The 24,656-nt window shown below is 67.4% G+C and carries 27 protein-coding genes; 16 read left to right on the plus strand and 11 right to left on the minus strand.

From position 1 onward, the window contains the following. Positions 1 to 24 precede the first annotated feature (24 nt). The 3 genes from NDO75_RS14340 to cysE all read left to right on the plus strand — a co-directional run bounded on the left by NDO75_RS14340 (position 25) and on the right by cysE (position 2,292). Positions 25 to 615, plus strand: coding sequence for an IMP cyclohydrolase (locus tag NDO75_RS14340; protein WP_310907167.1), 591 nt, complete (start codon positions 25 to 27; stop codon positions 613 to 615). Between the two features lie 295 nt (positions 616 to 910). Beyond that, positions 911 to 1,579, plus strand: coding sequence for a metallophosphoesterase family protein (locus tag NDO75_RS14345; protein WP_310907168.1), 669 nt, complete (start codon positions 911 to 913; stop codon positions 1,577 to 1,579). Positions 1,580 to 1,782: 203 nt separating this feature from the next. Next, on the plus strand, positions 1,783 to 2,292 hold the full coding sequence (cysE, locus tag NDO75_RS14350; RefSeq protein WP_310907169.1) for a serine O-acetyltransferase: 510 nt from the start codon (positions 1,783 to 1,785) through the stop codon (positions 2,290 to 2,292). Between the two features lie 23 nt (positions 2,293 to 2,315). On the opposite strand, the gene NDO75_RS14355 is transcribed toward cysE, so the two are convergent. From NDO75_RS14355 to larB, 5 genes are all read right to left on the minus strand, one after another. Continuing rightward, positions 2,316 to 3,707: a phosphoglucomutase/phosphomannomutase family protein gene (locus NDO75_RS14355; RefSeq protein ID WP_310907171.1), complete on the minus strand. Its 1,392-nt coding sequence runs from the start codon at positions 3,705 to 3,707 to the stop codon at positions 2,316 to 2,318. A gap of 75 nt (positions 3,708 to 3,782) precedes the next feature. Then, on the minus strand, positions 3,783 to 4,781 hold the full coding sequence (locus tag NDO75_RS14360) for a hypothetical protein (protein ID WP_310907537.1): 999 nt from the start codon (positions 4,779 to 4,781) through the stop codon (positions 3,783 to 3,785). 89 nt (positions 4,782 to 4,870) lie between these two features. Beyond that, on the minus strand, positions 4,871 to 5,119 hold the full coding sequence (locus NDO75_RS14365) for a GIY-YIG nuclease family protein (RefSeq protein ID WP_310907173.1): 249 nt from the start codon (positions 5,117 to 5,119) through the stop codon (positions 4,871 to 4,873). Positions 5,120 to 5,191: 72 nt separating this feature from the next. Beyond that, positions 5,192 to 5,341 carry a hypothetical protein gene (locus tag NDO75_RS14370; protein WP_175416473.1) on the minus strand — a complete coding sequence of 50 codons (150 nt, stop codon included), beginning with the start codon at positions 5,339 to 5,341 and terminating at the stop codon, positions 5,192 to 5,194. 119 nt (positions 5,342 to 5,460) lie between these two features. Beyond that, positions 5,461 to 6,219 (minus strand): nickel pincer cofactor biosynthesis protein LarB, encoded by a 759-nt coding sequence (gene larB, locus NDO75_RS14375; protein WP_310907174.1) that lies wholly within the window; start codon positions 6,217 to 6,219, stop codon positions 5,461 to 5,463. Between the two features lie 274 nt (positions 6,220 to 6,493). On the opposite strand from larB, the gene NDO75_RS14380 reads away from it, so the two are divergent. Then, a complete protein-coding gene (locus NDO75_RS14380; protein WP_207586259.1) occupies positions 6,494 to 6,661 on the plus strand; it encodes a DUF1931 family protein in 168 nt (55 codons plus the stop codon). 174 nt (positions 6,662 to 6,835) lie between these two features. Beyond that, positions 6,836 to 7,297 (plus strand): hypothetical protein, encoded by a 462-nt coding sequence (locus NDO75_RS14385; protein WP_310907177.1) that lies wholly within the window; start codon positions 6,836 to 6,838, stop codon positions 7,295 to 7,297. Between the two features lie 75 nt (positions 7,298 to 7,372). Here NDO75_RS14385 and rpiA read toward each other — a convergent pair whose 3' ends face one another. Continuing rightward, the gene (gene rpiA, locus NDO75_RS14390) at positions 7,373 to 8,080 is read right to left on the minus strand and encodes a ribose-5-phosphate isomerase RpiA (RefSeq protein ID WP_310907179.1); all 708 of its coding nucleotides are present in this window, start codon (positions 8,078 to 8,080) and stop codon (positions 7,373 to 7,375) included. Between the two features lie 172 nt (positions 8,081 to 8,252). Between rpiA and NDO75_RS14395 the strand changes: the two genes are divergently transcribed. Together NDO75_RS14395 and NDO75_RS14400 are read left to right on the plus strand one after the other, a co-directional pair. Further along, entirely contained in the window at positions 8,253 to 9,017 is a 765-nt protein-coding gene (locus tag NDO75_RS14395) for an ABC transporter ATP-binding protein (RefSeq protein WP_310907181.1), read from the plus strand. Then, positions 9,014 to 10,324, plus strand: a complete 1,311-nt coding sequence (locus NDO75_RS14400; RefSeq protein WP_310907183.1) for an ABC transporter permease — start codon at positions 9,014 to 9,016, stop codon at positions 10,322 to 10,324. Before NDO75_RS14395 ends, NDO75_RS14400 begins: the two co-directional genes overlap by 4 nt. Positions 10,325 to 10,363: 39 nt before the next feature. Here NDO75_RS14400 and NDO75_RS14405 read toward each other — a convergent pair whose 3' ends face one another. Next, on the minus strand, positions 10,364 to 10,864 hold the full coding sequence (locus tag NDO75_RS14405; protein WP_310907185.1) for a DUF5518 domain-containing protein: 501 nt from the start codon (positions 10,862 to 10,864) through the stop codon (positions 10,364 to 10,366). Between the two features lie 75 nt (positions 10,865 to 10,939). Continuing rightward, complete coding sequence (locus NDO75_RS14410; RefSeq protein ID WP_310907186.1) at positions 10,940 to 12,067, minus strand: AI-2E family transporter; 1,128 nt, start codon at positions 12,065 to 12,067, stop codon at positions 10,940 to 10,942. Positions 12,068 to 12,157: 90 nt separating this feature from the next. On the opposite strand from NDO75_RS14410, the gene NDO75_RS14415 reads away from it, so the two are divergent. The 5 genes from NDO75_RS14415 (at position 12,158) to NDO75_RS14435 (ending at position 16,967) form a co-directional block, all read left to right on the plus strand. Next, positions 12,158 to 13,270 carry a thiamine ABC transporter substrate-binding protein gene (locus tag NDO75_RS14415; protein WP_310907188.1) on the plus strand — a complete coding sequence of 371 codons (1,113 nt, stop codon included), beginning with the start codon at positions 12,158 to 12,160 and terminating at the stop codon, positions 13,268 to 13,270. Between the two features lie 4 nt (positions 13,271 to 13,274). Continuing rightward, the gene (locus NDO75_RS14420) at positions 13,275 to 15,188 is read left to right on the plus strand and encodes an iron ABC transporter permease (RefSeq protein WP_310907189.1); all 1,914 of its coding nucleotides are present in this window, start codon (positions 13,275 to 13,277) and stop codon (positions 15,186 to 15,188) included. Next, positions 15,185 to 16,222 carry an ABC transporter ATP-binding protein gene (locus NDO75_RS14425; protein ID WP_310907190.1) on the plus strand — a complete coding sequence of 346 codons (1,038 nt, stop codon included), beginning with the start codon at positions 15,185 to 15,187 and terminating at the stop codon, positions 16,220 to 16,222. Before NDO75_RS14420 ends, NDO75_RS14425 begins: the two co-directional genes overlap by 4 nt. Positions 16,223 to 16,298: 76 nt before the next feature. Further along, complete coding sequence (locus NDO75_RS14430; protein ID WP_310907191.1) at positions 16,299 to 16,610, plus strand: carboxypeptidase regulatory-like domain-containing protein; 312 nt, start codon at positions 16,299 to 16,301, stop codon at positions 16,608 to 16,610. 90 nt (positions 16,611 to 16,700) lie between these two features. After that, a complete protein-coding gene (locus NDO75_RS14435; RefSeq protein WP_310907192.1) occupies positions 16,701 to 16,967 on the plus strand; it encodes a hypothetical protein in 267 nt (88 codons plus the stop codon). A 36-nt stretch (positions 16,968 to 17,003) separates the two neighbouring features. On the opposite strand, the gene NDO75_RS14440 is transcribed toward NDO75_RS14435, so the two are convergent. Then, the gene (locus NDO75_RS14440; RefSeq protein ID WP_310907538.1) at positions 17,004 to 18,875 is read right to left on the minus strand and encodes an SLC13 family permease; all 1,872 of its coding nucleotides are present in this window, start codon (positions 18,873 to 18,875) and stop codon (positions 17,004 to 17,006) included. A 295-nt stretch (positions 18,876 to 19,170) separates the two neighbouring features. Here NDO75_RS14440 and NDO75_RS14445 point away from each other — a divergent pair, with 295 nt between their 5' ends. Then, positions 19,171 to 19,479: a hypothetical protein gene (locus tag NDO75_RS14445; RefSeq protein WP_310907193.1), complete on the plus strand. Its 309-nt coding sequence runs from the start codon at positions 19,171 to 19,173 to the stop codon at positions 19,477 to 19,479. After that, positions 19,476 to 19,988, plus strand: a complete 513-nt coding sequence (locus NDO75_RS14450) for an adenylyltransferase/cytidyltransferase family protein (RefSeq protein WP_310907194.1) — start codon at positions 19,476 to 19,478, stop codon at positions 19,986 to 19,988. The genes NDO75_RS14445 and NDO75_RS14450 overlap by 4 nt, the downstream gene beginning before the upstream one ends. Before the next feature lie 30 nt (positions 19,989 to 20,018). Here the strand turns inward: NDO75_RS14450 and NDO75_RS14455 are convergent, their stop codons facing one another. Further along, positions 20,019 to 22,379 carry an ATP-dependent DNA helicase gene (locus NDO75_RS14455; protein ID WP_310907196.1) on the minus strand — a complete coding sequence of 787 codons (2,361 nt, stop codon included), beginning with the start codon at positions 22,377 to 22,379 and terminating at the stop codon, positions 20,019 to 20,021. 182 nt (positions 22,380 to 22,561) lie between these two features. Between NDO75_RS14455 and NDO75_RS14460 the strand changes: the two genes are divergently transcribed. After that, positions 22,562 to 22,798 carry a hypothetical protein gene (locus tag NDO75_RS14460; protein WP_310907198.1) on the plus strand — a complete coding sequence of 79 codons (237 nt, stop codon included), beginning with the start codon at positions 22,562 to 22,564 and terminating at the stop codon, positions 22,796 to 22,798. 120 nt (positions 22,799 to 22,918) lie between these two features. Then, positions 22,919 to 23,494: a DUF1684 domain-containing protein gene (locus NDO75_RS14465; protein WP_310907200.1), complete on the plus strand. Its 576-nt coding sequence runs from the start codon at positions 22,919 to 22,921 to the stop codon at positions 23,492 to 23,494. Positions 23,495 to 23,816: 322 nt separating this feature from the next. Here the strand turns inward: NDO75_RS14465 and NDO75_RS14470 are convergent, their stop codons facing one another. Then, entirely contained in the window at positions 23,817 to 24,497 is a 681-nt protein-coding gene (locus NDO75_RS14470; protein WP_310907201.1) for a class I SAM-dependent methyltransferase, read from the minus strand. Positions 24,498 to 24,656: the final 159 nt, after the last annotated feature.

Here is a 24,656-nt window from a genome sequence, read left to right on the forward strand (position 1 = left end):
CCCCTCTCGCGCGCATCGGCGAGTATGTACGTCGGACGATTCGTCGTCGTCGGCCCCGATGTCGGGGCGTACCGCGTGTCGTCGCGGTCGTTCCCGAACCGCGAGATCACCGCTCGAGAGGAGGCCCTCACGGTAGGTCCGACCGAGGACGCTCCCGAGACGGACAACCCCTACGTCTCCTACAACTGTCTGCGGGTCGTCGAGACGCCGACGGGCGAGACGGTCGCCTTCGGCAACGGCTCGCACGTCGATCCGATCGCGGAGAAACTCGAGCTCGGCTATCCCGCCCGGGACGCGCTGGCCGAGAGCCTGCTGGCGCTCGACTACGAGAAAGACGACTACGACACGCCCCGGATCGCGGCGACGATCGGCGACGGGGGCGAGGCGCTGATCGGCACGGTTCGGAAAGACGCGCTGCTGGTCGAGACCGTCGACGAGCCGACGCTGGTCGCGACCTACGAGAAGAACGCGCCCGGATCGATCGAACTCGAGGCCGACAGCGCCGAGGCGGCGGCGAGCGAAGTCTACGACCTCGAGTTCGAGCACGCGGTCTGTGCGGCCGGCGTGGCGCGCACCGAGGACGGGTTCGAGACGGCGATCGAGAACGGCGACTGAAAAAGAACCCCGCAGTAGACGATCCTCGTCAGTTAGTAGCGGTGTGTGGTGAATGCAGTGTTCAGTTAGGAGAATAAGAAAAGCGTCCTGCTATCGTAGGCACGAGGATTCTCCACGTCCTCCCCAGCCGATTCGCTCACTTCGTTCGCTCATCCCTCGCGCGGCATCGTCGGCACGCGCCACCACTGTCGGCTGAGTAGGACGGCATGATACGTAGTTTCCCGCTACCGAACGGAACCGCGTTCGAGCGACTGCCGGATAACCTACAAATCCCCCGCGGCTGTTACTCTCGAGCATGAAGGTGGGACTCATCTCGGACGTCCACAGTAATCGGGTCGCCCTCGAGGCCGTCCTCGAGGACATGCCCGCGGTCGACGAACTGTACTGTGCCGGCGACGTGGTCGGCTACAACCCCTGGCCGGCGGACTGCGTCGACGTGCTGCGAGAGCGCGGTGTTCCGACCGTGATGGGCAACCACGACGCCGCCGTCGCCGCGGAGACTCCCTTCCGGTTCAACGGGATGGCCAAAGCGGGCGTCGAGCACGCGAAAGCGCAGCTCTCGGAGGAGCAACTCGAGTGGCTCGCTTCGCTACCCGGCGAGCGCCTCGAGTGCGACGGCCGGGTAAAACTCGTCCACGGACATCCGGACGACCCCGATCGGTACACCAGATACACGTACCCGAGAGAGTTCTCCGGCCGAATGCTCGGCGACGAGGACGTGCTGGTGCTGGGCCACACCCACGTGCAAGGCGCGGAGCAGTTCGCGGAGGGGATCGTCGTCAACCCCGGCAGCGTCGGCCAACCCCGCGACGGCGATCCGCGGGCGGGCTACGCCGTCGTCGATTTCGACGCGCTGACCGTCGAGACGTGCCGCGTCGAGTACGACATCGAGGCGGTCCAGAAGGCGGTCGACGAGGCCGGCCTCCCCGATCGCATCGGAACGCGACTGGCACGCGGCGAGTGAGCCAGCGAGAGCGACCGAAACGAATCTTTTTACACGCCCGCCGCTACTACGTCCGGCCATGGTATTCACCGGCCCTACCGCGTGTTTCGACAGGAACTATCCTCGTCGCGCCGCGGGCCGGTGTTGTCAGTCGCCGGCGCGGCCGTCGGTTCGAGCGCAGCGGCGTCACGAGATCGGGTCTGTGGTGGCGCCAGACGAGGCCGATGGTTAGGCGCATCCGCGAAGACGTCCGGGCGATGCGCAAACGCGATCCGGCCGCGAAGGGGTGGTTCGAGGTCATGTTCGGCTATCCGGGACTGCACGCCGTCTGGGCCCACCTGCTGTGTCACCGACTCTGGAACGCCGGCTTCGAGCTGACCGCGCGGCTGGTCTCGAACGTCGTGCGCTTCCTAACCGGCGTGGAAATCCACCCGGCCGCAGAGCTCGGCCGCCGGGTGACGATCGATCACGGGATGGGCGTCGTCGTCGGCGAGACGGCCGAGATCGGCGACGACGTCCACATGTACCACGGCGTCACCCTCGGCGGCGACACGAACGAACCGGTCAAGCGCCATCCGACGATCGAAGACGGCGCACAGCTCGGCGCGAACGCGACGCTTTTGGGCGACATCACGATCGGCGAGGGCGCGGCCGTCGGCGCTGGCTCTGTCGTCACGCAGGATGTCGAATCCGGCGCGACCGTCGTCGGCGTGCCGGCCGAACGAGTCGACTGACGGCGGGGCGGTCTACCGATCGCTCACACCAGCGGTTCGACCAGTTCCCGCCCCGCCTCGAGCAACTCCCCGACCCGCTCTTCGTCCGCAGCTTCGGCGTATACTCGCAGTACGGGCTCAGTCCCACTGGGACGAACGAGCAGCCAGGAGCCGTCGGCCAGCAGGAGCTTGAACCCGTCGGCGGTGTTGATGTCCTCGACTTCGGTCTCCGCCACGGTCTCAGGAATTTCGTCCTCGAGATCCGATATCACACGCTCCTTCTCGTCGTCGGGACAGTCCACGCTGATCTTGTCCTGGACGACGGTGCCGTGGGCCTCGAGCAGTCGATCCGCGCGGTCGTCTAACGGTTCGTCGGCGTGCATCGCAGCCGCGAGCAGGGCCATGAGGACGCCGTCTTTCTCGCGGACGTGGCCCCGGACGGTGAAGCCGCCGGACTCCTCGCCGCCGACTAAGGCGTCGCCATCGGCCATCGCCTCGGCGACCCACTTGAAGCCGACGGGAACCTCGCGGACGGTCTCGCCGTGGGCCTCGGCGACCCGGTCGATCAGGTAGGTGGTCGAGACCGAGCGCACCGCCGCTCCCGACTCGTCCTCGAGCAGGTAGTCGTAGAGCGCGGCGAAAAAGAGGTTCTCGTCCAGATAGCCGCGCTCGGGCGTGACAATTGCAATCCGGTCGGCGTCGCCGTCGTTGGCGATCCCGAGGTCGACACCGTCGTCGTCCGTGACGGTCTCGATCAGCTCTTCGAGGTTCTCGGCGGCCGGTTCGGGCGAGCCGCCGCCGAAATCGGGGTCGCGTTCACAGCGCAGCCGTTCGACGGTGGCTCCGGCGCGCTCGAGGAGGGCGTCGGTCGTATCGCGGCCGCTGCCGTGCATAGCGTCGTAGGCGACGGTCAGCCCCGCGAGGTCGGCGTCGCCCGCCAGTTCCGTGACCAGCTCGAGGGCGGCGTCGGCGTGCGATTCGGCGAAGTCGACCTCGCGGGCGGTCCCGCGCTGGTCTTCGGGGAGGGTCTCGGGTTCGGCGAGCCGATCCGCGATCGCGTCGGTGACGGCGGGCAGCGCTGGCGCACCGTCTTCCGGGATGAACTTCACGCCGTTGTACTCCGGCGGGTTGTGGGAGGCCGTGATGACGAGCCCGCCCGCGAGGTCGCGGTCGACGATCGCGTGGGCGATCAGCGGCGTCGGCCGGTCCCGATCCGAGAGCAGCACGTCGAAGCCGTTCGCACACAGCACGCGCGTCAGTTCCTCGGCGAACCCCCGCGATGTCTCGCGGGCGTCGTACCCCACCGCGACCGGCCCCTCGAGCCCCTCGTCTGCGAGGTGCGTCGCGACCGCCTGCCCCACCATTCGCACACGGGGGGCGGTAAAGTCCTCGAGCGTCGCCCGCCAACCGTCGGTGCCGAAGCTGATCGTCTCCATGCGCGGATCCTCGGCGGCCGGTGCGAAAAAAGCGACGGCACGGTCCAGCGTGTGCGACTCGAGGCGCGGCTCGGATCAGGCGTCGACGTCGGCGAGGCGCTGCTCGAAGAGGCGCTCGCCGGTCTCCTCGCAGGTAACCGCGACGACCTCGTGGGAGCTACAGCAGGATTCGACGACCTCTTCGCCCATCTGGACGGTACCGCCCGACGGACAGGTCTCGAGGAACATCCGGAGGCCGTTGAGGATCTCACCTTTCGTCTCCGGCGGGACGGCGTCCCAGTCGTCGACCCACGACGAGAGGGAGCGACTGGCGGCGACGTCGGCGATCAGTGCGGCACGGGAGGGCCAGCGGCCGGCGCCGCCGGAGCGCGAGAGCAGCCGGTAGGTGTCGCCCTGCGAATCGAGCTGGAACTCGTCGGGGTCGGCGTCGAAGCCGAACGCGTCGACGGCCGCGGCGGCGTCGACGCCGGCCTCGTCGAGCGGTTCGATCTCGTCGAACCAGTCGGCCTCGAACGCGTCGGTCAGACAGAGGTCGTCTCTATCCGCACACGGCTCGAGGACCTCGTGATCGAGGAAGAACGTCTCGAGGTCGGTGATCTCGGGAGCGTCGTCGGTGTCGGCCTGTCCGTCGGCGGATCGATCCGCGGTCGACTCCGTTTCGTCGACCGTGTCGGCGTCGTCGATATCGCCCTCGTCGAAGGTAGCGACGTCGTCCGTGGCTGTCGTCGGGGCCGTGGGATCTGCCGAGCCGGTCCCGACATCGAGCGGTGTCGCGGTATCGACGCCACCGAGCCCGCTCGCCACCTCGGGTTCCGGCTCCTTGCCGAACCAGCGCAAGACAGCCGGCGGGAGGTACCGCTTCGTCAGCGTCGGCGTTCCGGGGACGAGATAGCCGCGAAGGTAGATCAGGGCAAGCGAGACGCCGACGGCGACGAGGCCGCCGAGCCGGGATTTGCGCGCGACGAGCGAGCCCACCACCGCCGCGATGACGAGGTTCAACACGGTACACGGTTCACACCGGTTCTCGCCGGTGTACTCGGGTTGCTTCAGATCGTCGACGACGTCGATTTGCATCTCGAGGAGAGTATCACGCCCGAGAGACATCTATTTTTCGGACAGTGGCGCCGAGATAATAGCGGCTGCAGCGGTGCCGGACGACGGCGTCACTCGAGGCCGACGAGCCGTTCCTTCTCGGCGCGACGCAACTGCTTGATCTCGTACTCGCGGGACATCGCGGCCGACTTCGAGTCGAAGCGCTCGTGGTAGCGGAGTTCGACGGGCGTCCGTCCGCGCGTGTACTTCGCGCCCTCGCCGGCGTCGTGTTCCGCGACGCGTCGCTCGAGGTCGGTCGTGTAGCCGGTGTACAGCGAGCCGTCGGCACACTCGAGGACGTAGACGACGTGCTCGGCCATCGGCCGTGGGAAGGCGCGGGTCGATAAAAAGCGTCACGTCCGTGGGGGCGCGTGGTGATCAGTCGCGATGCGTTATGCGCCGCGAGCGCGCTCTTTCGCGGCTTCCGCGATTCCGGCGTTGGCCGAACAGCTGACACACGCGTGGATCTCGCCGTGTTCGTCGGCGAAGACACGTGCGAATCGTTCGGAGACGTGCGCGCCGCAGTGGTCACACTTGGGCATTGGTCACACCGGCCGAAGCCGGTACTACGGACTACCGGGTGAACGGTTAAATAAGCTTCTCCAAACGCTGTTTGGGTTTTCGGTTGTGAGAAGTATTTTTGCGAAATCGTGTGTCGTCGTTAGTCGCGGGCGGCACCGATCGCTCGGGCGATCAGCGTCGCCTGTGCGCCAGCGACGAACCCCGCGTCGATGTTGACGACCGACAGCACGGTACAGGACTGAAGCATGCCGGCGAGCGCCGCCTCGCCGCCGCCTGCGTGGCCGTAGCCGCTCGAAACGGGAACGCCGATGACCGGCGTGTCGACGAGGCCGGCGACGACGGTCGGCAGCGCACCTTCTCGGCCGGCGGCGACGATCAACACGTCGGCCTCGCGGAGCCGCTCGAGCTGATCCAACGTCCGGGACAGCGCCGCGACTCCGATATCGTCGACCCGATCGACCGTCGCACCTGCGTCTTCACAGACGACTGCCGCCTCGTCGGCGACCCACTCGTCGACCGTTCCGCCGGTGGCGATTCCCACCGTCGCCTCGAGTTCGGGCGGTTCGTAACCGGGCGTCGTAACGAGAGCCGTCGGCCCACGGCGATCGATCGTCGCGTCGGGCACGGTCTCGGCTACGAGCGTCTCGAGAGCGTCGAACTGCGTCTCCGAGACGCGAGTGAGCAAGGCACGGTCCGTCGTTTCGAGCGCGGTTTCGGCGAGTGAGACGACCTGGGCGGGGGACTTGCCGTCCGCGAAGATCGCTTCCGGGACGCCACGGCGGCGGTCGCGGGCCGCGTCGAACCGACCCGCCTCGCCGGTCACGTAGCCGTTGAGTTCGGCTTCGGCCTGGGCCGGCGACAGCGAGCCGTCGGCGACGGCCTCGAGGAGTTCGCGCATACACGCTCTCGACGGTCGACGTACTCGAATCCGTCGCCCCGTTCTCGGGTCGGACCGACTCGTCGGCGCGCCGAACGCGCGTGCGAGCCCCGGAGAGCGCGCGCGAGCCGCGTTCCGCGGCTCGATGGGGGGCGAAATCCGTCCGGGCCGCTCATCAAACATATACTTTCCGGTGATTCTGGACGCCGAAACGGGCGAATGAACCGCTGCAACCCCCGTATTTCCGCTCCCAACCAAAATTTTTATATGGGGTAACGGGAAACGGATACATCGTATGGCAGACCTTATCGTCAAAGCCGCCGTAAAGGAAGCGCTCGATGACAAAAACGTAGCCTCGGACTTCTACGACGCGCTCGACGACGAAGTCTCGGAGCTGCTCGACGACGCCGCTCGACGAGCGGAGGCCAACGACCGGAAGACGGTCCAGCCCCGCGACCTGTAAGGGACGCCACGCGAGACGATTTTTTCGGCCGCTGATCGGCTAGCGACGCGTCCGTCCGGATCAGAGACTCACGGAGAGCCGATAGTCGCATCCGGCGACATCGCATCGGGAGACGACGAGCGGACGGTTGCCGGCTCGAGTTTTTTGCCCCCCGCCGTGGTACGGACGTGACACATGTTGCGCAAACTCCTCGTCGGCTTCGGGCTCCTCGAGATCGCCAAGCCCGAACCGATCATCAGAACCTGCGAGCGGATCGGGCTGCGAAACCCCGAGACAGCCCAGCGACGGCCGCTGGCGCTGTCGGGGGCGCGACTCGAGGGGCTGGTTTTCGTCTGGCTGCTCGTCCGCGGCCGGAAGGGATCGACGCTGGTCAGCGGCCTGCTCGGGCTGGCCGGGCTGGCGCTCGTCATGCTTCCGCGCCCGATGATCACGCTCAGCCAGCATCTGGTCTACAGGAACACCGACGACCTCGAGGCTCAGCCGTGGGTGGTCCCGGCAGCGCGGCTGCTGGGCGTCCTCTACCTGACCGTCACGCTGCTCTCGCGAAGCACGGGCGAGGAGACGGCGACAGCCGAGTCCGACGGCGATAGCGAGCGCGAGGAATCGGCCCGTCGGCTCCGGCTCAGCTCGAGTTGAGGATCGACCCCGATCGACGCGCCGGCCGACTCGGCAGCCGGGAATCGCATCGGCGCGGCGACCGAACGGACGCTTTCAGTACCGGCGAACCGAGACACCGTCGTCGGAGCCGACGTACGTCGCGTCGGCCATGCCGACGAACAGGCCGTGTTCCACGACGCCCGGAATCCCGGAGAGTAGCGTCGCCAGCGCGCCGGGATCGTCGATCGCACCGAAGGCGCAGTCGAAAACGAGGTTGCCGTTGTCGGTGACGATCGGGCCGTCCTTTCGCTCGGCGTCCCGAAGCGTCGGTTCGCCGCCCGCCTCGCGGATCCGTTCGGCGACGACCGGGCGGGCGTCGGGGAGGACCTCGACCGGCACCGGGCGCTCGAGGCGGTCGGTCAGCTTCGAGGGATCGGCGACGACGACGAACCGGTCGGCCGACGAATCGACCAGTTTCTCGCGTGCGTGGGCCGCGCCGCCGCCCTTGATCAGCGCGCCGTGTGTCGCCGCGTCGGCGTCGTCGACCACCTGATCCGCGCCGTCGATCGCGAGGTCGACGCCGTCGGCCGCGTCGAGATCGGTCAGCGGAATCCCGACCTCGAGCGCCAGCTGGCGCGACTGAAACGAGGTGGGGATCCCGCGGATCTCGAGGCCGTCGTCGACGGCCCGGCCGAGCGCCCGGATCGCGTGGGCGGTCGTCGAGCCGGTACCGAGCCCGACGACGAACCCGTCCTCGACGTCTTCGGCCGCGCGTTCGCCGGCGCGGCGCTTCGCCCCGTCGGAGCCGCCCTCCGTCTTCATGCTTCCTCAAGCGAGCGGCGACGGGAAAAACGTTGTACCTCGTCGCGGCGGGCGGCCGTCGACACCGTCGAACTGCCAGAGGCCGAGTGGAGCGAGAATCGACCGCTGCGACGCGTCGAAGCCGGCCGCCGTTGCGCAGAACCTTTTTTAAACCATCTGTGGTCCAACCCGTATGGCGACTTCGGGCACGGCCGTCTCCCTCTCGAGCGTCCGCAAAACTTACCGTATCGGCGAACCCGTCCACGCCCTCGACGGAGTCTCACTCGAGGTGCCGGAGGGGTCCTACACCGCGATCATGGGCCCCAGCGGCTCCGGGAAGTCGACGCTCATGAACCTCGTGGGCTGTCTGGACACGCCGACCGAGGGGACGGTCGTCGTCGGCGGCCGCGAGGTGGGCGCGCTGGGAGACCGCGAGCGCACCCGGCTCCGCGGAACCGAGGTCGGATTCGTCTTCCAGACGTTCAACCTGATGCCGCGACTGAACGCCGTCGAGAACGTCGCGCTACCGCAGCTGTTTCAGGGCGTCGGGCAGACGGAGCGTCGGGAACGGGCGCGTGACCTCCTCGAGCGCGTCGGGCTGGGGGACCGGGGGGATCACCTACCGAACGAGCTCTCGGGCGGCCAGCGTCAGCGGGTCGCGCTCGCGCGGGCGCTGATCAACGAGCCGGCGATCGTACTGGCCGACGAGCCGTCCGGGAACCTCGACACGGAGACGGAGGCCGAGATCCTGGATCTCTTCGACGAGTTTCACGACGCCGGGACGACGATGCTGGTCGTCACCCACGAGCGCCACGTCGCCGAGCGGGCCGACCGGATCGTTCACCTCCTCGACGGGAAGATCGAGCGCATCGAAAAGCTCGACGAGACCGGTGCGGCCGGCGCGTCGCAGCCGGATTCGGCGGCGGGAGGATCGGGGGCGGGGGGAGATTCCGAATGAATCCGCTCGAGAGCCTGCGTCTCGCGTGGCGCTCGATTCGCGGTCACAAGCTCCGCTCGGCGCTGACGACGCTGGGGATCGTCATCGGTATCGCGGCGGTGATCGCGTTCGTCAGCCTCGGCGCGAGTCTGCAGGCGGGGATCATCGGCGACATCAGCCCCGACGACCAGCGCAACCTCTACGGCTGGGCGGCCGAACCCGACACGGAAGGCGGTCCGCTGGCCGGTGCCCAGCCGGTCTTCACGCAGGACGACCTGGCAGCCGTAGAGGAGTTAGAAGAGGTCGACGCGGCCTACGGCTACGCGACGATCCAGACGCAGGCGCTCTCGAACGGCAACGAGACGGTTGCACAGGGGAACGGGTTGATCGCGTCGGGACCGTCGTACATCCGCGAGGACGAGCTAGCCGAGGGGAGACAGTTCCAGATGGGCGAGCGCGAGGCGGTGATCAATCCCGCAGCGGCGGGCCAGTTCGAGGAGAACGTCACCGTCGGCGACAATCTCACGGTGACGTTCCTCGGCGGCGAGCGGACGACTGTCGAAGTGGTCGGCATCACCAAGGACAGCGAGGGGCTGAGTCCGTTCGAGGGGTTCGAGGCCTCGCCGCGGGTCTACGTCCCGACCGATCCCTACTACGTGGAGCAAGCGGCCAGACTGGGGATCGGCGGCGGAGCCGGCGGTGACGACGCGGGCGCCGGTGGAAACGAAAGCGGCGGTGACGGCGGCAGTCAGGCTCGCTTCCTCGCGATCGTCGTCGAGGCCCCCTCCGACGACAGCGCCGACATCGACGCCGCCCGGCAGGCGGCGGCCGACTACCTCGAGAGCGATCGGTCGGACGCGAGCGACCTGATGGGCGACGACCTCGAGGTACAACTCCAGACGAGCACGGAACTGCTCCAGCAACTCGAGGACGTGCTGGGGCTCCTTCGGAACTTCATCGTCGGTATCGCGGCCATCTCGCTGCTGGTCGGCTCGATCGGCATCGCGAACATCATGCTCGTCAGCGTCACCGAGCGGACCCGCGAGATCGGTATCATGAAAGCCGTCGGCGCGCAGAACCGCGACGTGCTCGGCCTGTTCCTCACCGAAGCGGTGATCCTCGGCGTGATCGGTGCGATCCTGGGAACGGGACTGGGGCTCGTCGGCGGCTACATCGGCGCGCAGTACATCGAGCTCCCGCTCGTCTACCCGCTCGAGTACGTCGCACTCGCGATCGTCGTGGGGATGCTCGTCGGCGTCGTCGCCGGGCTGTATCCGGCCTGGCGGGCCGCGCGGACGGATCCGATCGACGCGCTCAGATACGAGTGAGTAGATTCGAGCGGCGGGACCGTGCTCGAGTTCTGCGGGCTATCGGTCCCACTCTCGTTCCTGCTCTACGCCCCGTTCCGATTCCGACTCGCGGTCCCGGATCGGCGCGGCGTCGGCGGTCCGCGTGTGGGTGTCCGTCTCGAAGCCGATGGTTTCTCTGGTCTGCTGCCGTCGGTCCGGATACTCGACCGCGAGATAGGCGCCGAGGTAGCCGCCCAGCGCCGACAGGCCGACGGTGTAGAGCAGGAGAAAGAAGATGCCGCTGACGAGCACGATCGAGAGGAAGGCGATGCCGCTGACGGGGACGTCAGCGGCGAGTCCGAGGCTGAGGAATCCGAACGCGAGAACGCCGGCGGCCGCGATCGGCAGGAAAGCGATCGCGCCGGCCAGCGCACCCGCGACCGTTCCGTCGCGCTGGTTCGGCCCCTCGAGGAAGCCGGCGACGGCACCGCCGAGGACGGTCGACAGTGGAATAAACGAGAGGACGACGCCGACGACGGCTCCGATGATCGCGTTGATCGCGGTTCGGCTACGGACCATACTGAACGAACGCGGAGCAGGGGCAAAAGTGTCGGTGGTCCGTTGTATCGGATCCCGAAGCGAATCGGTGAACGATCAGTCGTTCGTGATCTTCGAGTTCGACTCCTCGAAGGTCGTCTCCGCGTCAGCAGTATCGTCGACGTCGGTCGCGGTCTCGAGATTCTCCTCGATGATCTCGCTGAAGCTAGCGTCGGTGTTGACCTCGTCGGCGAGCAGATCGACGGCTTCGACGAAGACGGCGACGATCAGCGGGCCGACGACGACGCCGATCGCGCCGAGGGTAAAGAGGCCGCCGGTGAATCCGACGAAGTAGAGGCTGCCGGGGAGGCCGGCCGATCGGCGGGCCAACCGCGGGCGAACGGCGACATCGGGGAGCCAGGCGACGAGCACGAGGCCGAGGGTGCCGATCAGCACCGCCGCGGCGAGGTCGCCGGCGACGACGTGGTAGAGCGTAATCGGAGCGATGAGCATGCTCGGACCGATAATCGGGACGAACTGCATGATAGCGGCGACGATCGCTAGCGTCAGCGCACCCTCGTAGCCGAGTGCCCAGAACAGTGGGTAGGCGATCGCCAGCGTGGCGATCGACGTCGCGACCTGCAGGACGTAGATCGCGTACAGCGTCTCGCGGGCCCGTTTGGCGAGCGCGTAGACGACGTCCCGATAGGCGTGTGGGACCGGCGCGATCGCCGCTCTGCCGGCGTCGTCACCCTTGAGCAAGAGTCCGAAGAGGAGGACGACGAACAGCGCGAACTTGATCGCGAGCACCGGCAGCGCCAGTGCAAGCGTCGTCGCGGCCCCGCTGAGGAACTCGAGAGCGGTAGCCTGAACCTGCCCAACCTCGACCGCGTGCGTCATCCCGAAGGCCGTGATCGAGACCTCATCGGGGAGCCCAGTGACGACCTCGAGCACCTGCTCGAGCCGGAAGTACAGCGCGACGACCAGCGGCGAGAAGACGGCGATCGCGCTCAGGAAGCCGAGCAGGGTCGCGGCGAGCGAGCCCGTCCACTCCGAGAGCCCGCGCCTGACGAGCCAGCCCTGAACGGGCATGAGGACGTACGCCACCGTAAGCGCGAGGAGGATCGTCCCGAGCACCTCGAGCAAGATCCCGCCGGTCAGGACGCCGAGTGCCACGACGATCCCCGCGAGGACGTATCGGCGGCGCGTGTTCGCGGCCCGATCCTCGGTCCCGGTCCCTGTCACAGGCGTGGGTCTCATGCGGGCGACATAATCTTTCGGTCTCGGTGACTGTCGATCAAGCCGTTTAAGACCACCCGGTACAACCACCGAGTAATGAGACGACGGACGTTCATCGGTGCGATGGGTGGGAGCACGGTCGCCGGACTCGCAGGATGCTTGACACGGGACGGAGACGACGAGACGGGGAACGGCGATTCCGAGCCGGAAAATCCGGACCTCGAGGGAGAGCTCACGGTCGCGACCTACGAGTCGATGGTCGACGGCGACAATCCGGCGGGGCCGTGGCTCAAGGAGGCATTCGAGGCGGAGTACGCCGACGCCGAGCTGACGTGGACGGTTCCGGGGCAGGGACTCACCCACTACATCGAGCGCGAGCAACAGAACGCCGATCTCGAGGCCGACGTCTACCTCGGGCTCAACGTGGACGACCTCGTCCGGATCGACGACAGCCTCGGCGAGGGCGGCCTCTTTCGGGAACTCAACGTCGACCGGATCGACAACGCCGGGCGGATCCGCGACGGACTCGACATGGGCGACCCCCACGGCCGGGTGCTCGCCTACGACACGGGCTACATCTGCCTCGTCTACGACGAGACCGTCGTCGACGAACCCGAGACGCTCGGGGCACTGACCGAGCCGGCCTACGAGGACTCGCTGCTGGCCCAGAACGCCCAGAGCTCGGACCCCGGGAAGGCGTTCCTCCTGTGGACGGTCGACGCCTTCGGCGAGGACGGCTACCTCGAGTACTGGCGCGATCTCGAGGCCAACGGCGTCCGAATCCTCGACGACTGGTCCGAGTCCTACTACGGCGCGTACATGAACGAGGAGCGGCCGATGGTCGTCTCCTACTCGACCGATCAGGTGTACGCCAGCGCCGAGGAGTACGACATGAGCCGCCATCAGATCGCGTTCCCGAATGGGCAGGGGTACGCCAACCCCGAGGGGATGGGCATCTTCGAGCGCGCGTCGGAACTCGACCTCGCCTACGAATTCCTCGATTTCGCCCTCTCGAGCGAGGCCCAGGCCGTCGTCGCCCAGCGCAACGTCCAGTTCCCGGCCGTCTCCTCGGAGCACGTCGACCTCGACGAGGAGTTCGACCAGTACGCCCACGAGCCGTCGGAGGCGGTGACAGTGGGGTACGAGGCCCTGCGGGGCAAGCTCGACGGCTGGGTCGAGGACTGGGCGCGCGAGTTCGCCGGCCAGTAGGACCGTGTCCCGACCGGGAGCGACCGGGCGCTGGCCCCGGTTTCGATGCCGATCCGCAGCCATTCGCGAGTGGCTCGAGCACCGCGCGCTCGCCCTGACCGCGCTCGCGACGGCGGCGGTCCTCGTCGTCATGCTGTATCTGCCGGTCGGCATCGTCTTCGTCGAGGCCGTGCTCGAGGACGGGCGGCTCACGCTGTCGTACTTCGGTACCGTCCTCACGGATCCGTTCTATTTCGGTGTCCTCGCGGACGTCTTCGCTGAGCCGCTGGCGATTCGGAGCCACGTCGAGGGGGTCGTCGGCTGGCTTGCCGCCATTTCGGTATCGGTCTCGCTCGAGACCCCGATTCCCGGCCTCGACCTGCCGGTACCGTGGCTCCGGGTCGACTTGCCCAGCGTTCGGAAGGGGCTGTTCGGCTTCACGGCCTATCAGGCGGCGCTGTCGACGGTCGCGAGCGTCGCGCTCGGGCTGCCGGCGGCGGCCGTCCTCGCGAACTACGAGTTCCGGGGCCGGCGGACGATCCGCTCGCTGACGATCCTCCCGTTCGTGCTGCCGGGAATCATGGTCGCAGTCGGCTTCTACGCGATGTTCGGACGGGCGGGCACGCTCAACGGGCTACTCGGCCTCGTCGGACTCGGGCCGTTTCCCTTCATCGAGTGGAACCCGCTGGCGATCGTAATCGTCGCCCACGCGTTCTACAACGCGCCGCTGGTGGCCCGCGTCACCGTCGCCGCCTGGGAGTCGGTCGACTCCCGAACGGTCGAGACCGCGCGCAGCCTCGGGGCGAGCCCCCGCCGAGCGTTCAGCGACGTGGTCGTCCCACAGCTCCTGCCGGCCGTCCTGACCGGCGCGCTGCTGACGTTCATCTTCACGTTCATGACCTTCCCCATCGTCCTCGCGCTGGGCGGGCTCCAGCTAGCGACCGTCGAGGTCTGGATCTACGACCGGGTCCGCCAGCTGGCCTACGGCGAGGCGGCCACGCTCGCCGTCCTCGAGACGCTGCTCTCGCTCGCCCTGACCTACGCCTACCTCCGGTACGAGTCGGCCCAGACGGGGCTGGCTCGAGCGGCGACCCCGCCGCCGCGCGAGCCGCTCTTTCCGGACGTTCGGACCGCCCTGTCACCGCGCCGGCTGGCGATCGTCGGCTACGGACTCGTCGCACTGGTCGTCTTCGTCGGCCCCGTGGCGAGCCTCGTCGCGGGGAGCGTCACGGACGGCGGCGGGGTCACCCTGAACCACTACGCCTTCCTGCTCGAGCGCCAGCTCGAGGGCGCGTCCTATCAGACCCTGCCGTGGGTCGCCATCCGGAACTCGCTGCTCTTCGGCGTCGCGACGCTTTTCGTCGCCGTGCCGATGGGCGTGGTCGTCTCGGTCGTGACGACGCGGGCCGGCCGCGGCGGGGCCGTCGTCGACGCCCTGGCGATGCTCCCGCTGGCGGTCAGCGGCGTCGTCTTCGGTATCGGTCTCCTGCGGGGGCTCGTCTTCGGGATCCCGCTTCCCGGGGGCTGGCGGTTTCAGGTGACGGGCGGGGTCGCGATCGTCGCCGCTCACGCCGTCGCGGCCTACCCCTTCGTCACGCGCAACGTCTCGCCGCTGCTGTCGACCCTCGATCCCGCGATGGTCGAGTCCGCCCGCGCGCTGGGGGCCTCTCGCTACCGCGCGCTCGTCGACGTCGAACTCCCCCTCGTCGCGAGCGGGATCGTCGCCGGCGCGGCCTTCGCCTTCGCCATCTCGATCGGCGAGTTCTCTTCGACGGTGATTTTGGCCGGGAGCGGCGACACGTACACGATGCCCGTCGCCGTCGAGCGCTACCTCGGTCGCCGCTCCGGCCCCGCGATCGCGATGGGGACGGTGTTGCTGTTCGTCACGGCCGCGAGCTTCGTCGTCGTCGACCGCGTCGGCGGGAGGTTCGAGCGATGACCGACCTCCGGCTCGAGGGCGTCTCGAAGGCCTACGACGAAACCGACGCGCTCGAGGAGATCGATCTGACGGTCCGCGACGGGGAGTTCTTCACCCTCGTCGGCCCCTCGGGCTGTGGGAAGACGACCACCCTCCGGACGATCGCCGGTTTCGAGGAGCCGACAGAAGGAAGCGTCAGTTTCGACGGCCGATCGATGGGCGGCGTCCCGCCCGAGGGTCGCGACGTTGGCGTCGTCTTCCAGAGCTACGCGCTGTTTCCCCACATGAGCGTCGCCGAAAACGTCGGCTACGGGTTGCGGTTTCGAGCGCCGCCGAACGGGCAAACGGTCGAGGACCGTGTGGCCGAGTTACTCTCGCTCGTCGACCTCGAGGGGATGGGCAACCGGGAGCCGGAGCAGCTGTCGGGCGGCCAGCGCCAGCGGGTAGCGCTGGCCCGCGCGCTCGCGCCCGCACCCGACCTCCTCCTGCTCGACGAGCCGATGAGCGCGCTCGACGCCCGACTCCGGGAGACGCTTCGTCGCCAGATAAAGCGGATTCAGTCCGATCTCGAGATCACGACCGTCTACGTCACCCACGATCAGGCAGAGGCGCTGGCCGTCTCGGACCGGCTCGCGGTTATGCGCGACGGCCGCGTCGAACAGGTCGGCCGGCCCCAAGAGATCTACCGGGAGCCGGCGACCCGGTTCGTCGCCGAGTTCGTCGGCGACAACACCGTCCTCGAGGGCGAGGTGATCGCGAACGATCGGAACGGGGCTCGCATCGACGTCGACGGTCGAGCGTTCGAGGTGCCGGCGCTATCCGATGGGAGCGAGTACGCGACCGTCTGCGTGCGTCCCGGGGCGCTCTCACGGACCGTCGATCGCAATCGGATTCAGGTCGGCGTCGAGACGAGCGAATTCCTCGGCGAGACCGTCCGCATCCACGGGCGGTGGAACGGGCGGGAGGTCACGCTGCAACTTGCGGACGCCCCGGACGGAGACGAACTCACGGTCGGGTTCGATCCGGCGGACGCACACGTCGTGGCGTCGGAGTGATGGGGGCTCGTGAACGGGTCGTACGGCCGGACCACGAAGGCGGTTGCTTTTCGTCGCATTCGTGGTATAACCTCACATGCAACACACTCGCCGGCTTCGAATCGCTGTCAAGCCACGCGAAACAGCGGTCGGAGAGACGATCACCGTCCGCGTTCGCGACGATCGGCGGCAGCCGGTCGAGGGAGCCGTCGTCGGAACCGGAACGAAAACCGCACGGACCGACGAGCGCGGGCTGTGTCGATTCGAATTCGACTCACCGGGCTTCTGGAAACTCGTCGCCGCGAGGTCCCCGAGCGAGCGCGTCGCGTACGAGCCGGCTTCGGCGCTCGTTCGCGTCGTCTCGAGCCCGTCTCGTCGACGTCCGCATCGTCTCGTCGGATCGCGGTGAGTGGCGTCCAACCGATACGCCGCTTTTCTTCGGACCGGGTAGTGTGATGTGATACCATACCATTATCTCGGTCGGGACCGTTCGGATGGTATGGCAGACACGAAAGCGAGTCGGAACAAACAGGCCCGCATCGCCGAACGACGCCAGCGAGAACGGGAACTCGCGGAGGCGCTCGAGCGGGCCGACGAATCCGAACCACCGCTGGAGAACGGGTCCACGGCCGAGTTGCCCGACGAAGACGAGATTTCGGTCGAACTGCCCGACGAAGGCGATCCGATGGTCCGGCCGGTTCTCGAGGCCGACATCGCACCCGAACTGTCCGAGCGCTACCCGATCGAGCTGCCCGACGAATCCTGAGTGACGACGCGAGACGAACGGTCGAAATCGAAGCCGCTACGCCAGTCCCCAGAAGAACGCGATCCCGAGGACGGTCACGACCGACAGCAGTAACTGTAGCGGCGCACCGACCCGGACGAAGTCCGAGAACTTGTAGCCGCCGGGGCCGTAGACGAACAGGTTCGTCTGGTAGCCGACCGGCGTGAGGAAGGCAGTCGATGCCGCGAACGTGACCGCGAGCACGAACGCGAACGGGTCCGCGCCGATCTGTGTGGCGGTCTCGACGGCCACGGGAAGCATCAACACGACGCTCGCGTTATTGGAAATGACACCGGTGATGAGCCCCGTCGCGATGTAGAACACCCACAGCACGCCAAGCGCCGGCAGATACGCGCCGGTCGCGGCGACGAGACTGCCGAGCAGATCCGCACCGCCGGTCTGTTCGAGCGCCATCCCGAGCGGGATGATCCCCGCGAGGAGGAAGATCACGTCCCACTCGACGGCGTCGTAGATCTCGGTCGGCCGGAGGACGCCCGTCGCGACCATCGCGACGACGCCCGCGAGGGCAGTAACGAGGATCGGGAGCGAGAGGGCAGCGAGCCCCTCGAGCGCGCCGATGCCGGTCGCGGCGGCGAGCGCGGAGCCGACGACGCCCCACGGGATCGCGACGAAGCCGACGACGCCGGCCATGATCGCCGCCGCGTGGGGGATCTTATCGGTCCGGTAGTCGGGCTCTTCGGGCTCGTGAGCGACGATGAAGTCGTCGTTCTGCGAGAGGCGGTCGATGCTGTCCGGCGCGGCCTGGACCAGCAGTGTGTCGCCGACGCGGATCCGGCGCTCGTCCATGTTGCTGCGGACCGTCTCGCCCCGGCTGCGGAAAGCCAGTACGGTCGCGTCGTAGCGCTGCCGGAAGGTCGAACTCTCGAGCGATTCGCCGACGAGGAACGACCCTCGCGGGACGACGATCTCGACGAGGGTCCGCTCGGGGATCTCGTCGGGTTCCAGCTCCGCGTCCGTTTCGGGGCTGCCCACGAGCGTGACCGTCTCCCGATCGACGAGCTGCTGGACGGTCGCGCGGTCGGCGCGCAGCCGCAGCAGGTCGCCGGCGCGGATCGTCTTCTGCCCGATCGGCTCGATGAATTCCTCGCCGTCGCGGACGACCTGGAGGATGTCGGCGTCGAACTCGACGTGGTCGATGGCGTTCTCGACGGTGGTGCCCACCAGCGGCGAGTCGTCGTCGACGGTGACTTCGGTCAGGTACTCCTCGATGGCGTACTCCTGTACGTAATCCTCCTCGACGGGGACGCGCTCGGGGAGTAGTCGGTGGCCCACGGTCATGAGATAGAGGCTGCCCACGACCAGGACGACGATCCCGAGCTTGGTGAACTCGAACATCGAAAAGGGATGGTCGAGCAGGCGCGCAGAGACGTCGCTCGCGAGGATGTTCGTCGAGGTGCCGATCAGCGTGAGCATCCCGCCGAACATCGAGGCGTAGGAGAGCGGAATCAGGAGTTTCGAAGGCGAGGTCTTCCCCTGGTGTGCGATGTCAGAGATGACGGGCACGAGGATGGCGACGACCGGCGTGTTGTTGATGAACCCCGAAATTGGACCGCTGACGCCGATCGTGGCGAGCAGCTGTTTGTCGAGGTCGTCCCCCGCGAACGCGGACATCTTCCGGCCGAGGATCTGGACGACCCCCGTCTGGCTGATCCCCGAACTGAGGATGAGCATCGCCAGCACGGTGATCGTCGCCGAGTTCGAGAAGCCCGAGGTCCCTTCGGCCGTCGATATCTCGGTGAGGTTCACCACGCCGTCGGTTCCGAGCACCATCAGCAGGACCATGATCAGGATGGCGGTCACGTCGATCGGCAGGAGCTCGGTCACGAACAGCACCAGCGCGATGACGATGATCCCGAACACGACCAGCATCTCGGGGGTCACCGCGAGCTCGCCGGATCCGGCAGCTAGCGGTATCGCTCCGACGCCGAACGGAAACAGTTCGGACACAGTTGACAGTGCGGATTCCGTGACGGTCCCGCTTGAAGGCCCCGATTCGGCGGTATCACGGAATGGACGACGGCCCCGCGATGGCCGCCGTGCTCGAGGCCGCCCAGTGGACCTTCTGCGAACATCTTCGGGCGAATTCCCTCGGGGTAGGAACCGTAGCGGTACTCAAGTGCTGTTCCAGAAAAGAGACCGTACGAAGGGATCGGACCGACGAGCCATGAACGAGTACGCCCTCCCGATCGCGATCGCGAACACGGCCACGGTGCTGACCGGCGGTGCCGTCGCGCTGCTGGCCTACCGCGCGTTTCGCCGAACCGGCTCCGCGGCGCTGCGCGCGGTCGCCGTCGGGTTCGGGGTCATCGTCACCGGCTCGATACTCGGCGGCGGTCTCCACCTCCTCTGGGACGCGGTGGCGCTCGGCGTCGCCCTGCAGAGTGCGGTGACCGCCCTCGGGTTCGGGATCTTGCTCTACTCGCTGTACGCCGAAACGTCCGACGTGACCGTCACTACGGAGATTCGGCTATGAGAGACGGCCCGACTGCAGACGGATCGGCGATGCGGCCGACGCGCGTCGTCGCCCAGGGAACTTTCGACCTGCTCCATCCCGGACACGTCGGCTATCTCGAGCAGGCCGCCGCGATGGGCGACGAACTCCACGTCATCGTCGCCCGCGAGGCGAGCGTCACGCACAAGCCCGACCCCGTACTGCCCGACGAACAGCGCCGGGACGCCGTCGCCGCGCTCGAGGCGGTCGAGCACGCACGACTGGGCCACCCGGAGGACTTCTCGATCCCGATTCAGGAGATCGATCCCGACGTGCTCGTCCTCGGCCACGACCAACACCACGACGAGAGCGAGATCGAGCGATTGCTCGCCGACTGGGGGATCGACTGTCGGGTCGAGCGGGCGAGCGGACTCGAGCCGACCGACGAGGAACTGTACTCGAGCAGCGACATCGTCGACCGGGTTCTGTCGGAACGTGATCGAAAGCAGAGCGAGCGGCGGGCGACACTCGAGGCGGATGGCGACGACTGAACGCGACCCACGGTTCGTGATCGACACCCGCTACCGCGACCGGAACCGCTCTAAGCCGACGTCGAGCATGTCGGGGCTGACGGGCTGGAACTCGCCGTCGTCGGGCAGGTAGGGGCGGACGGAGTCCCAGCTGTCGCGGGCGTAGCGCTCGTCGAGCAGGACGCGCACGCCGACATCCTCGGGGCTGCGGATGACGCGGCCGATCGCTTGTCTGGCTTTCCGTACCGCCGGGATCGTCAGCGCGTATGTGAAACCGTCGCCGAACTCGTCCTCGTAAGCCCGCCGGACCGCCTTCGTTCGGGGACTCGAGGTGTTGACGATCGGAACGCCGCAGACGACCGCTGCGGCCAGTCGATCGCCGCTGTAGTCGACGCCCTCGGTCAACGTCCCCCGGAGGCTGGTGACGAGCACCTTCCCCTCGCCCGCGAAGAACTCGTCTTTGAGCGACTGGGTGGTCTCGTCGTCACTGGCGGCGTCCAGCAGGACCGCCTTGTCGATCCGCTCCTCGAGGACACCGGCGGCCCACTCGGCCTCGGCGTAGCTCGGCATCCCGACGAGGACGTTGCCCGAGACGCGGGCGACTTTCGCGATGGCGTCGGCGTAGTGCGTTCTGGTCGGGTTCTCCTCGTCCGGCCGCCCGCGGTTGTCGTAGGTGAACTTCGGGGCGGCGACGGCGAAGCTCTCGCGGTTCTCGGCGGGGAAGTGGAGGCCGTAGCGGCGCTCGACAACCGGCCGGTCTTCTTCGCGCTCGAGGTACCGGAGCCCCGTGACTTCGGTGAAGGCGTCCATCGGCTCGAGCGTCGCGCTCATCAGAATGCCGCCGCCGAAGGTGGCGAGTCGGTCGCCGATCGCGTCGCTTGGAACGCAGTTGTGCAGCGACAGGCGAGCGTTGTAGGCCCGCCGCCAGGAGTCTGCGGGTTCGGTATCGTCCCAGGTGCGCTCGAGTTCGATCTCCCGGAAGTAGTCGGTGTGGCCCTGCCGATACCACTCGCCGAGGACGCGGCCGACGGCGGGTGCGGCGCGGGTACGGTCCTCGTCCTCGGCTTCGTTCAAGATCCGTGCGACGACGGCACCGATGGCCTCGGTGCGGACCCAGTCGGCGTCGCCGTAGCCCGCCTCGCGAGCCCACTCGGTGAGTTCGTCCTCGGCGGGCATGCCGGGATCACGGAGGGGGAGTTCGGCGTCCGGAAGGTCGGTCAGGTTCGACTCCCAACCCCTGTGGTTCCGGTCGAGATACGCGGTGACCCGGCGGTCGAGTTCGGCCCGGAGGTCCCGGACGAACTCGAGCGTTCGATTGAGTTCCTCGTAGGAGACGTCGCTGTCGTTCAGTTCCGCGCGAACGAGATCGGCGTCGGCCGTCTTCGAGCCGCCCTGGGCCTGTCGGCCCTCGCGCTCGAACTTGATCGGCTGGATGACTCGCGAGAGTTCCGTTTCGGCGTCCCGAAGCGTCGCGTCGGCGACGCCTTCGCTGACCAGATCTCGCACCCGGGGCTCCAACATGTGTGCCTCGTCGCAGACGACGAACGTCGACTCGTCGAGCAGTGCGCCGGTGAAGGAACCGACGGTCCGGGGATCGAAAGCGTGGTAGTAGTTGCCGATGACGATCTCGACCTCGCCGAGAGCGGCCCCCATCACGGAGTGGGGGCACGTACCGTGTTTCACCGAGCGGGCGACGAGGTCCTCGGGCGTGACCATCCCGGCGGCGGTGAAGTCGTACGGGACCGCCTCGGCGGCGGAGCCGTCCTCGTCGTCCGGCAGGTCCTCGAGATACTGCGCGTAGAACGGGCAGTACTCGGTTTCGGCTCCGACGGGACCGCCCTCGCCGTATTCGGGGAGAGCCGGTGGATAGGGCGTCGGCTCGCCCGCGGTCTCGAGAAAGGTGCTCGTAGACTGGCTCCCGCTGTCGGCCAATCCGATCTGCTGGCTCCGGGCGCGAGCGGCCAGGTTCTGTGCCGTGGTGTCGCCGCCCTCGCCGGTGAGGTCGCGGGTGCGGTCCCGCAGCGTTTCACAGCGATCGTAGACGTTGCCGTCGTCGATCCCCGCCGCGTTCTCGCGGTTGTACGGACAGACGTCGGCCTTCCCGACGAGGGTCAGTCCCGAAATCGGGTCCCAGTCGGCGGGCAGGTTCTCGTTGATCGTCTCGAGGTCGGCCTCGAACTGGCGCAGTTGCTGTTTGACGCTCGTCAGCACGAGGACGCGCTCGTAATCGGTGTCGGGATCGCGCACGAGGTCGATCCCCGCGGTGAGTGCGATCATCGTCTTCCCGGTGCCACAGGCCCCTTCGATGACGGTGTAGCCACCCTCTCGCCCGGTGTCGATGGCGGTTTCGATGCCGTCGACCTGCGGCTCGTAGGGGCTGTCGTGGCCGAACACCGTCCGCCAGTTCGTCATTCTTGCCGTACTCATCGTCGGTCGATCATAGGGTTGACGGACTGGACTGGCCGCGCCATCGGTCATAAAGGATGGGACGATCGGGCCGCTCGAGCGAACCGTCGATCCGCGTTCGCACCGATCGTCGGTCACCGGTTGCTGCCAGCGTGACCCTTTATGTGGCTGAGCCCCTAGGACCGCTTGTGAAGGTTCCCCACTCCCTCGAAGACGTCGACCAAGACGTGGTCGTTCGTACGTTCGAGTACGGCGACAGCAGCGCTATCGCGGTCGATTTCGGCAGTTCAGTCGCGGATATCTCGGTCGACGTCGTCGGCTCGACAGCGATCATCGTCGCAGACGGCAAGCAGTTCGAATTCGAACTGCCGCCCGAGGCGAGCGATGTCTCCGCGCGGAACGGCGTACTCACGATCGAAGAGTAACGACCGATACGAACAACGTTTCACCGCTGTTTTGACGGGTTCGACCGTTACTGAGCAGAGCGACGCGTCGAAACGCGTCTGAAGCGCAACGCCTTCCCGGATCCATCGAGTAGCTCGGATATGAGCGACGCCATCGACGTCGACCGCTGGCGCGACGAACTCGAGTCGAAACGCGCCGAGAAGGACGACTTCTTCGCCGATCACCCGCAGTCGCCGATTCCGCCCGAAGAGCGCGACGCCTTCGACGGCCTCGACTACTTCGAGCCGGATCCGACCTATCGCGTGGCCGCGACCGCGACGGTCCACGACGACCCCGAGGTCGTCCTGATGGATACCACCGCGGGTCGCGAGATGCGTTACCGCCGCGTCGCAACGCTCGAGTTCGCTCTGGACCGCGAGGACGACGACCTCGAGGACGGTACGTTCGAACTCGCGGCCTACGAGCAGGAGAGCCCGAACGAACAGCCGCTGTTCGTGCCGTTCCGGGACAAGACGACGGGCCAGCAGACCTACCAGGGCGGGCGGTACATGGAACTCGCGCCGGAAGACGAGCTCGCGGACGGCGACGAGATCGTCGTCGACTTCAACCTCGCGTACTCGCCGTTTTGCGCCTACAGCGATACGTTCGACTGCCCGCTCCCACCGGAGGAGAACTGGCTCGAGGTGACGATCCCGGCCGGCGAGCGGTACGAGTAACGGCTGCTCGCCCCGGACGCTCGCGGGTATTCGATCGCAATCGAGACGGTCTATATATCGATACCCGTGACTCTCACCGACACCGTCGGAGCGTTTCGACTCGAGTCATCGGGCGTCTCACGGGCCGTGTCGGGGTATCTGGTGTCTCGAGTGGAAACCAGGGGGTTCAGCGCGGCGGTAGGGGGAAATTGGAGTGGCGATTGGGGTCCGATTCGGAATGGTGGTAGAGGTCGATTCGGAGTGACGGTTGGGCCCGATCAGAGCGGCGATAAGGGGTCGACCAATGACCGACGGCGAAAAACGGCGGCTGATCGACGACCGATCAGGGCGCGACGCCGACGGTGAGCAGCGTCCCGAGCTCGCGGTAGCGTTCGACCATCGCCTCGCGGGTATCCCACTCCTCGAGCGGGAACTCGGCCTCGGCGGGGATCGTGATCTCCCGGTCGGGAATGTTGTCCTGTTCGGCGACGTGGAGGCCGGCGTCGCGGAACGCCTCGCGGTACTGCCGGCGGTCCCAGCGGGTCATCTCGACGGAGATGAACTCCTGCCATTCGTGGGAGTGGGCGTTCTCCTCGTAGTAGTTGACGGCGCAGTAGAAGGTGCCGCCGGACCGGAGCACGCGGGCAATTTCGCGGAGCGCTTCGTGGGGATCCGCGGCGTAATAGAAGGCCTCCATCGACCAGATATGGTCGATCGAGTCGTCGGCGAACGGCAGCGAGTCGAAGTCGCCGACGACGTAGCCGACGGCGTCGTCGTCCGTGTAGCCCACGGCGTTGTGGGCCATCTCGGGCGATCCGTCGAGGCCGTAGACGCGACCAGCGCCCTTGGTATCCCGGAGCGCTCGTCCTGCGTAGCCGCTGCCACAGCCGAGGTCGAGGACGGTATCGCCGGGTTCGACGGGCAGCCGCGCCAGCGCGTGTTTCGCGGTGTGCCAGTGGCGTTCTTCCATCCCTTTGTCCCGGCCGCTCGTTGCCCAGTCGTCGAACTCCTCGCGAACGCTCATGGGCAGACGATCCGATCCCCAGAAATAAACGCGTTCGCATCGGTTTTTGCGGTCGACCGAGCCGCTCCCGCCGTCGGACGATGGTCGGCCGAGAGCGAACGGCTCGCTCGAGCACCGCCGACTCCGTTCTCATCGCTCTGGGAACCGCCGACAGATTCT

Origin of the sequence: Natrinema sp. 1APR25-10V2 (assembly GCF_031626495.1) — an archaeon.
Taxonomy (GTDB): Archaea; Halobacteriota; Halobacteria; order Halobacteriales; family Natrialbaceae; genus Natrinema.

Bases quoted from the DNA above. Each gene is read 5' to 3' on its own strand.
- NDO75_RS14340 (WP_310907167.1), top strand. From the start codon at position 25: ATGTACGTCGGACGATTCGTCGTCGTCGGCCCCGATGTCGGGGCGTAC.
- NDO75_RS14345 (WP_310907168.1), top strand. From the start codon at position 911: ATGAAGGTGGGACTCATCTCGGACGTCCACAGTAATCGGGTCGCCCTC.
- cysE (WP_310907169.1), top strand. From the start codon at position 1,783: ATGGTTAGGCGCATCCGCGAAGACGTCCGGGCGATGCGCAAACGCGAT.
- NDO75_RS14355 (WP_310907171.1), bottom strand. From the start codon at position 3,707: ATGGAGACGATCAGCTTCGGCACCGACGGTTGGCGGGCGACGCTCGAG.
- NDO75_RS14360 (WP_310907537.1), bottom strand. From the start codon at position 4,781: ATGCAAATCGACGTCGTCGACGATCTGAAGCAACCCGAGTACACCGGC.
- NDO75_RS14365 (WP_310907173.1), bottom strand. From the start codon at position 5,119: ATGGCCGAGCACGTCGTCTACGTCCTCGAGTGTGCCGACGGCTCGCTG.
- NDO75_RS14370 (WP_175416473.1), bottom strand. From the start codon at position 5,341: ATGCCCAAGTGTGACCACTGCGGCGCGCACGTCTCCGAACGATTCGCA.
- larB (WP_310907174.1), bottom strand. From the start codon at position 6,219: ATGCGCGAACTCCTCGAGGCCGTCGCCGACGGCTCGCTGTCGCCGGCC.
- NDO75_RS14380 (WP_207586259.1), top strand. From the start codon at position 6,494: ATGGCAGACCTTATCGTCAAAGCCGCCGTAAAGGAAGCGCTCGATGAC.
- NDO75_RS14385 (WP_310907177.1), top strand. From the start codon at position 6,836: ATGTTGCGCAAACTCCTCGTCGGCTTCGGGCTCCTCGAGATCGCCAAG.
- rpiA (WP_310907179.1), bottom strand. From the start codon at position 8,080: ATGAAGACGGAGGGCGGCTCCGACGGGGCGAAGCGCCGCGCCGGCGAA.
- NDO75_RS14395 (WP_310907181.1), top strand. From the start codon at position 8,253: ATGGCGACTTCGGGCACGGCCGTCTCCCTCTCGAGCGTCCGCAAAACT.
- NDO75_RS14400 (WP_310907183.1), top strand. From the start codon at position 9,014: ATGAATCCGCTCGAGAGCCTGCGTCTCGCGTGGCGCTCGATTCGCGGT.
- NDO75_RS14405 (WP_310907185.1), bottom strand. From the start codon at position 10,864: ATGGTCCGTAGCCGAACCGCGATCAACGCGATCATCGGAGCCGTCGTC.
- NDO75_RS14415 (WP_310907188.1), top strand. From the start codon at position 12,158: ATGAGACGACGGACGTTCATCGGTGCGATGGGTGGGAGCACGGTCGCC.
- NDO75_RS14425 (WP_310907190.1), top strand. From the start codon at position 15,185: ATGACCGACCTCCGGCTCGAGGGCGTCTCGAAGGCCTACGACGAAACC.
- NDO75_RS14430 (WP_310907191.1), top strand. From the start codon at position 16,299: ATGCAACACACTCGCCGGCTTCGAATCGCTGTCAAGCCACGCGAAACA.
- NDO75_RS14435 (WP_310907192.1), top strand. From the start codon at position 16,701: ATGGCAGACACGAAAGCGAGTCGGAACAAACAGGCCCGCATCGCCGAA.
- NDO75_RS14440 (WP_310907538.1), bottom strand. From the start codon at position 18,875: ATGCTGGTCGTGTTCGGGATCATCGTCATCGCGCTGGTGCTGTTCGTG.
- NDO75_RS14445 (WP_310907193.1), top strand. From the start codon at position 19,171: ATGAACGAGTACGCCCTCCCGATCGCGATCGCGAACACGGCCACGGTG.
- NDO75_RS14450 (WP_310907194.1), top strand. From the start codon at position 19,476: ATGAGAGACGGCCCGACTGCAGACGGATCGGCGATGCGGCCGACGCGC.
- NDO75_RS14455 (WP_310907196.1), bottom strand. From the start codon at position 22,379: ATGACGAACTGGCGGACGGTGTTCGGCCACGACAGCCCCTACGAGCCG.
- NDO75_RS14465 (WP_310907200.1), top strand. From the start codon at position 22,919: ATGAGCGACGCCATCGACGTCGACCGCTGGCGCGACGAACTCGAGTCG.
- NDO75_RS14470 (WP_310907201.1), bottom strand. From the start codon at position 24,497: ATGAGCGTTCGCGAGGAGTTCGACGACTGGGCAACGAGCGGCCGGGAC.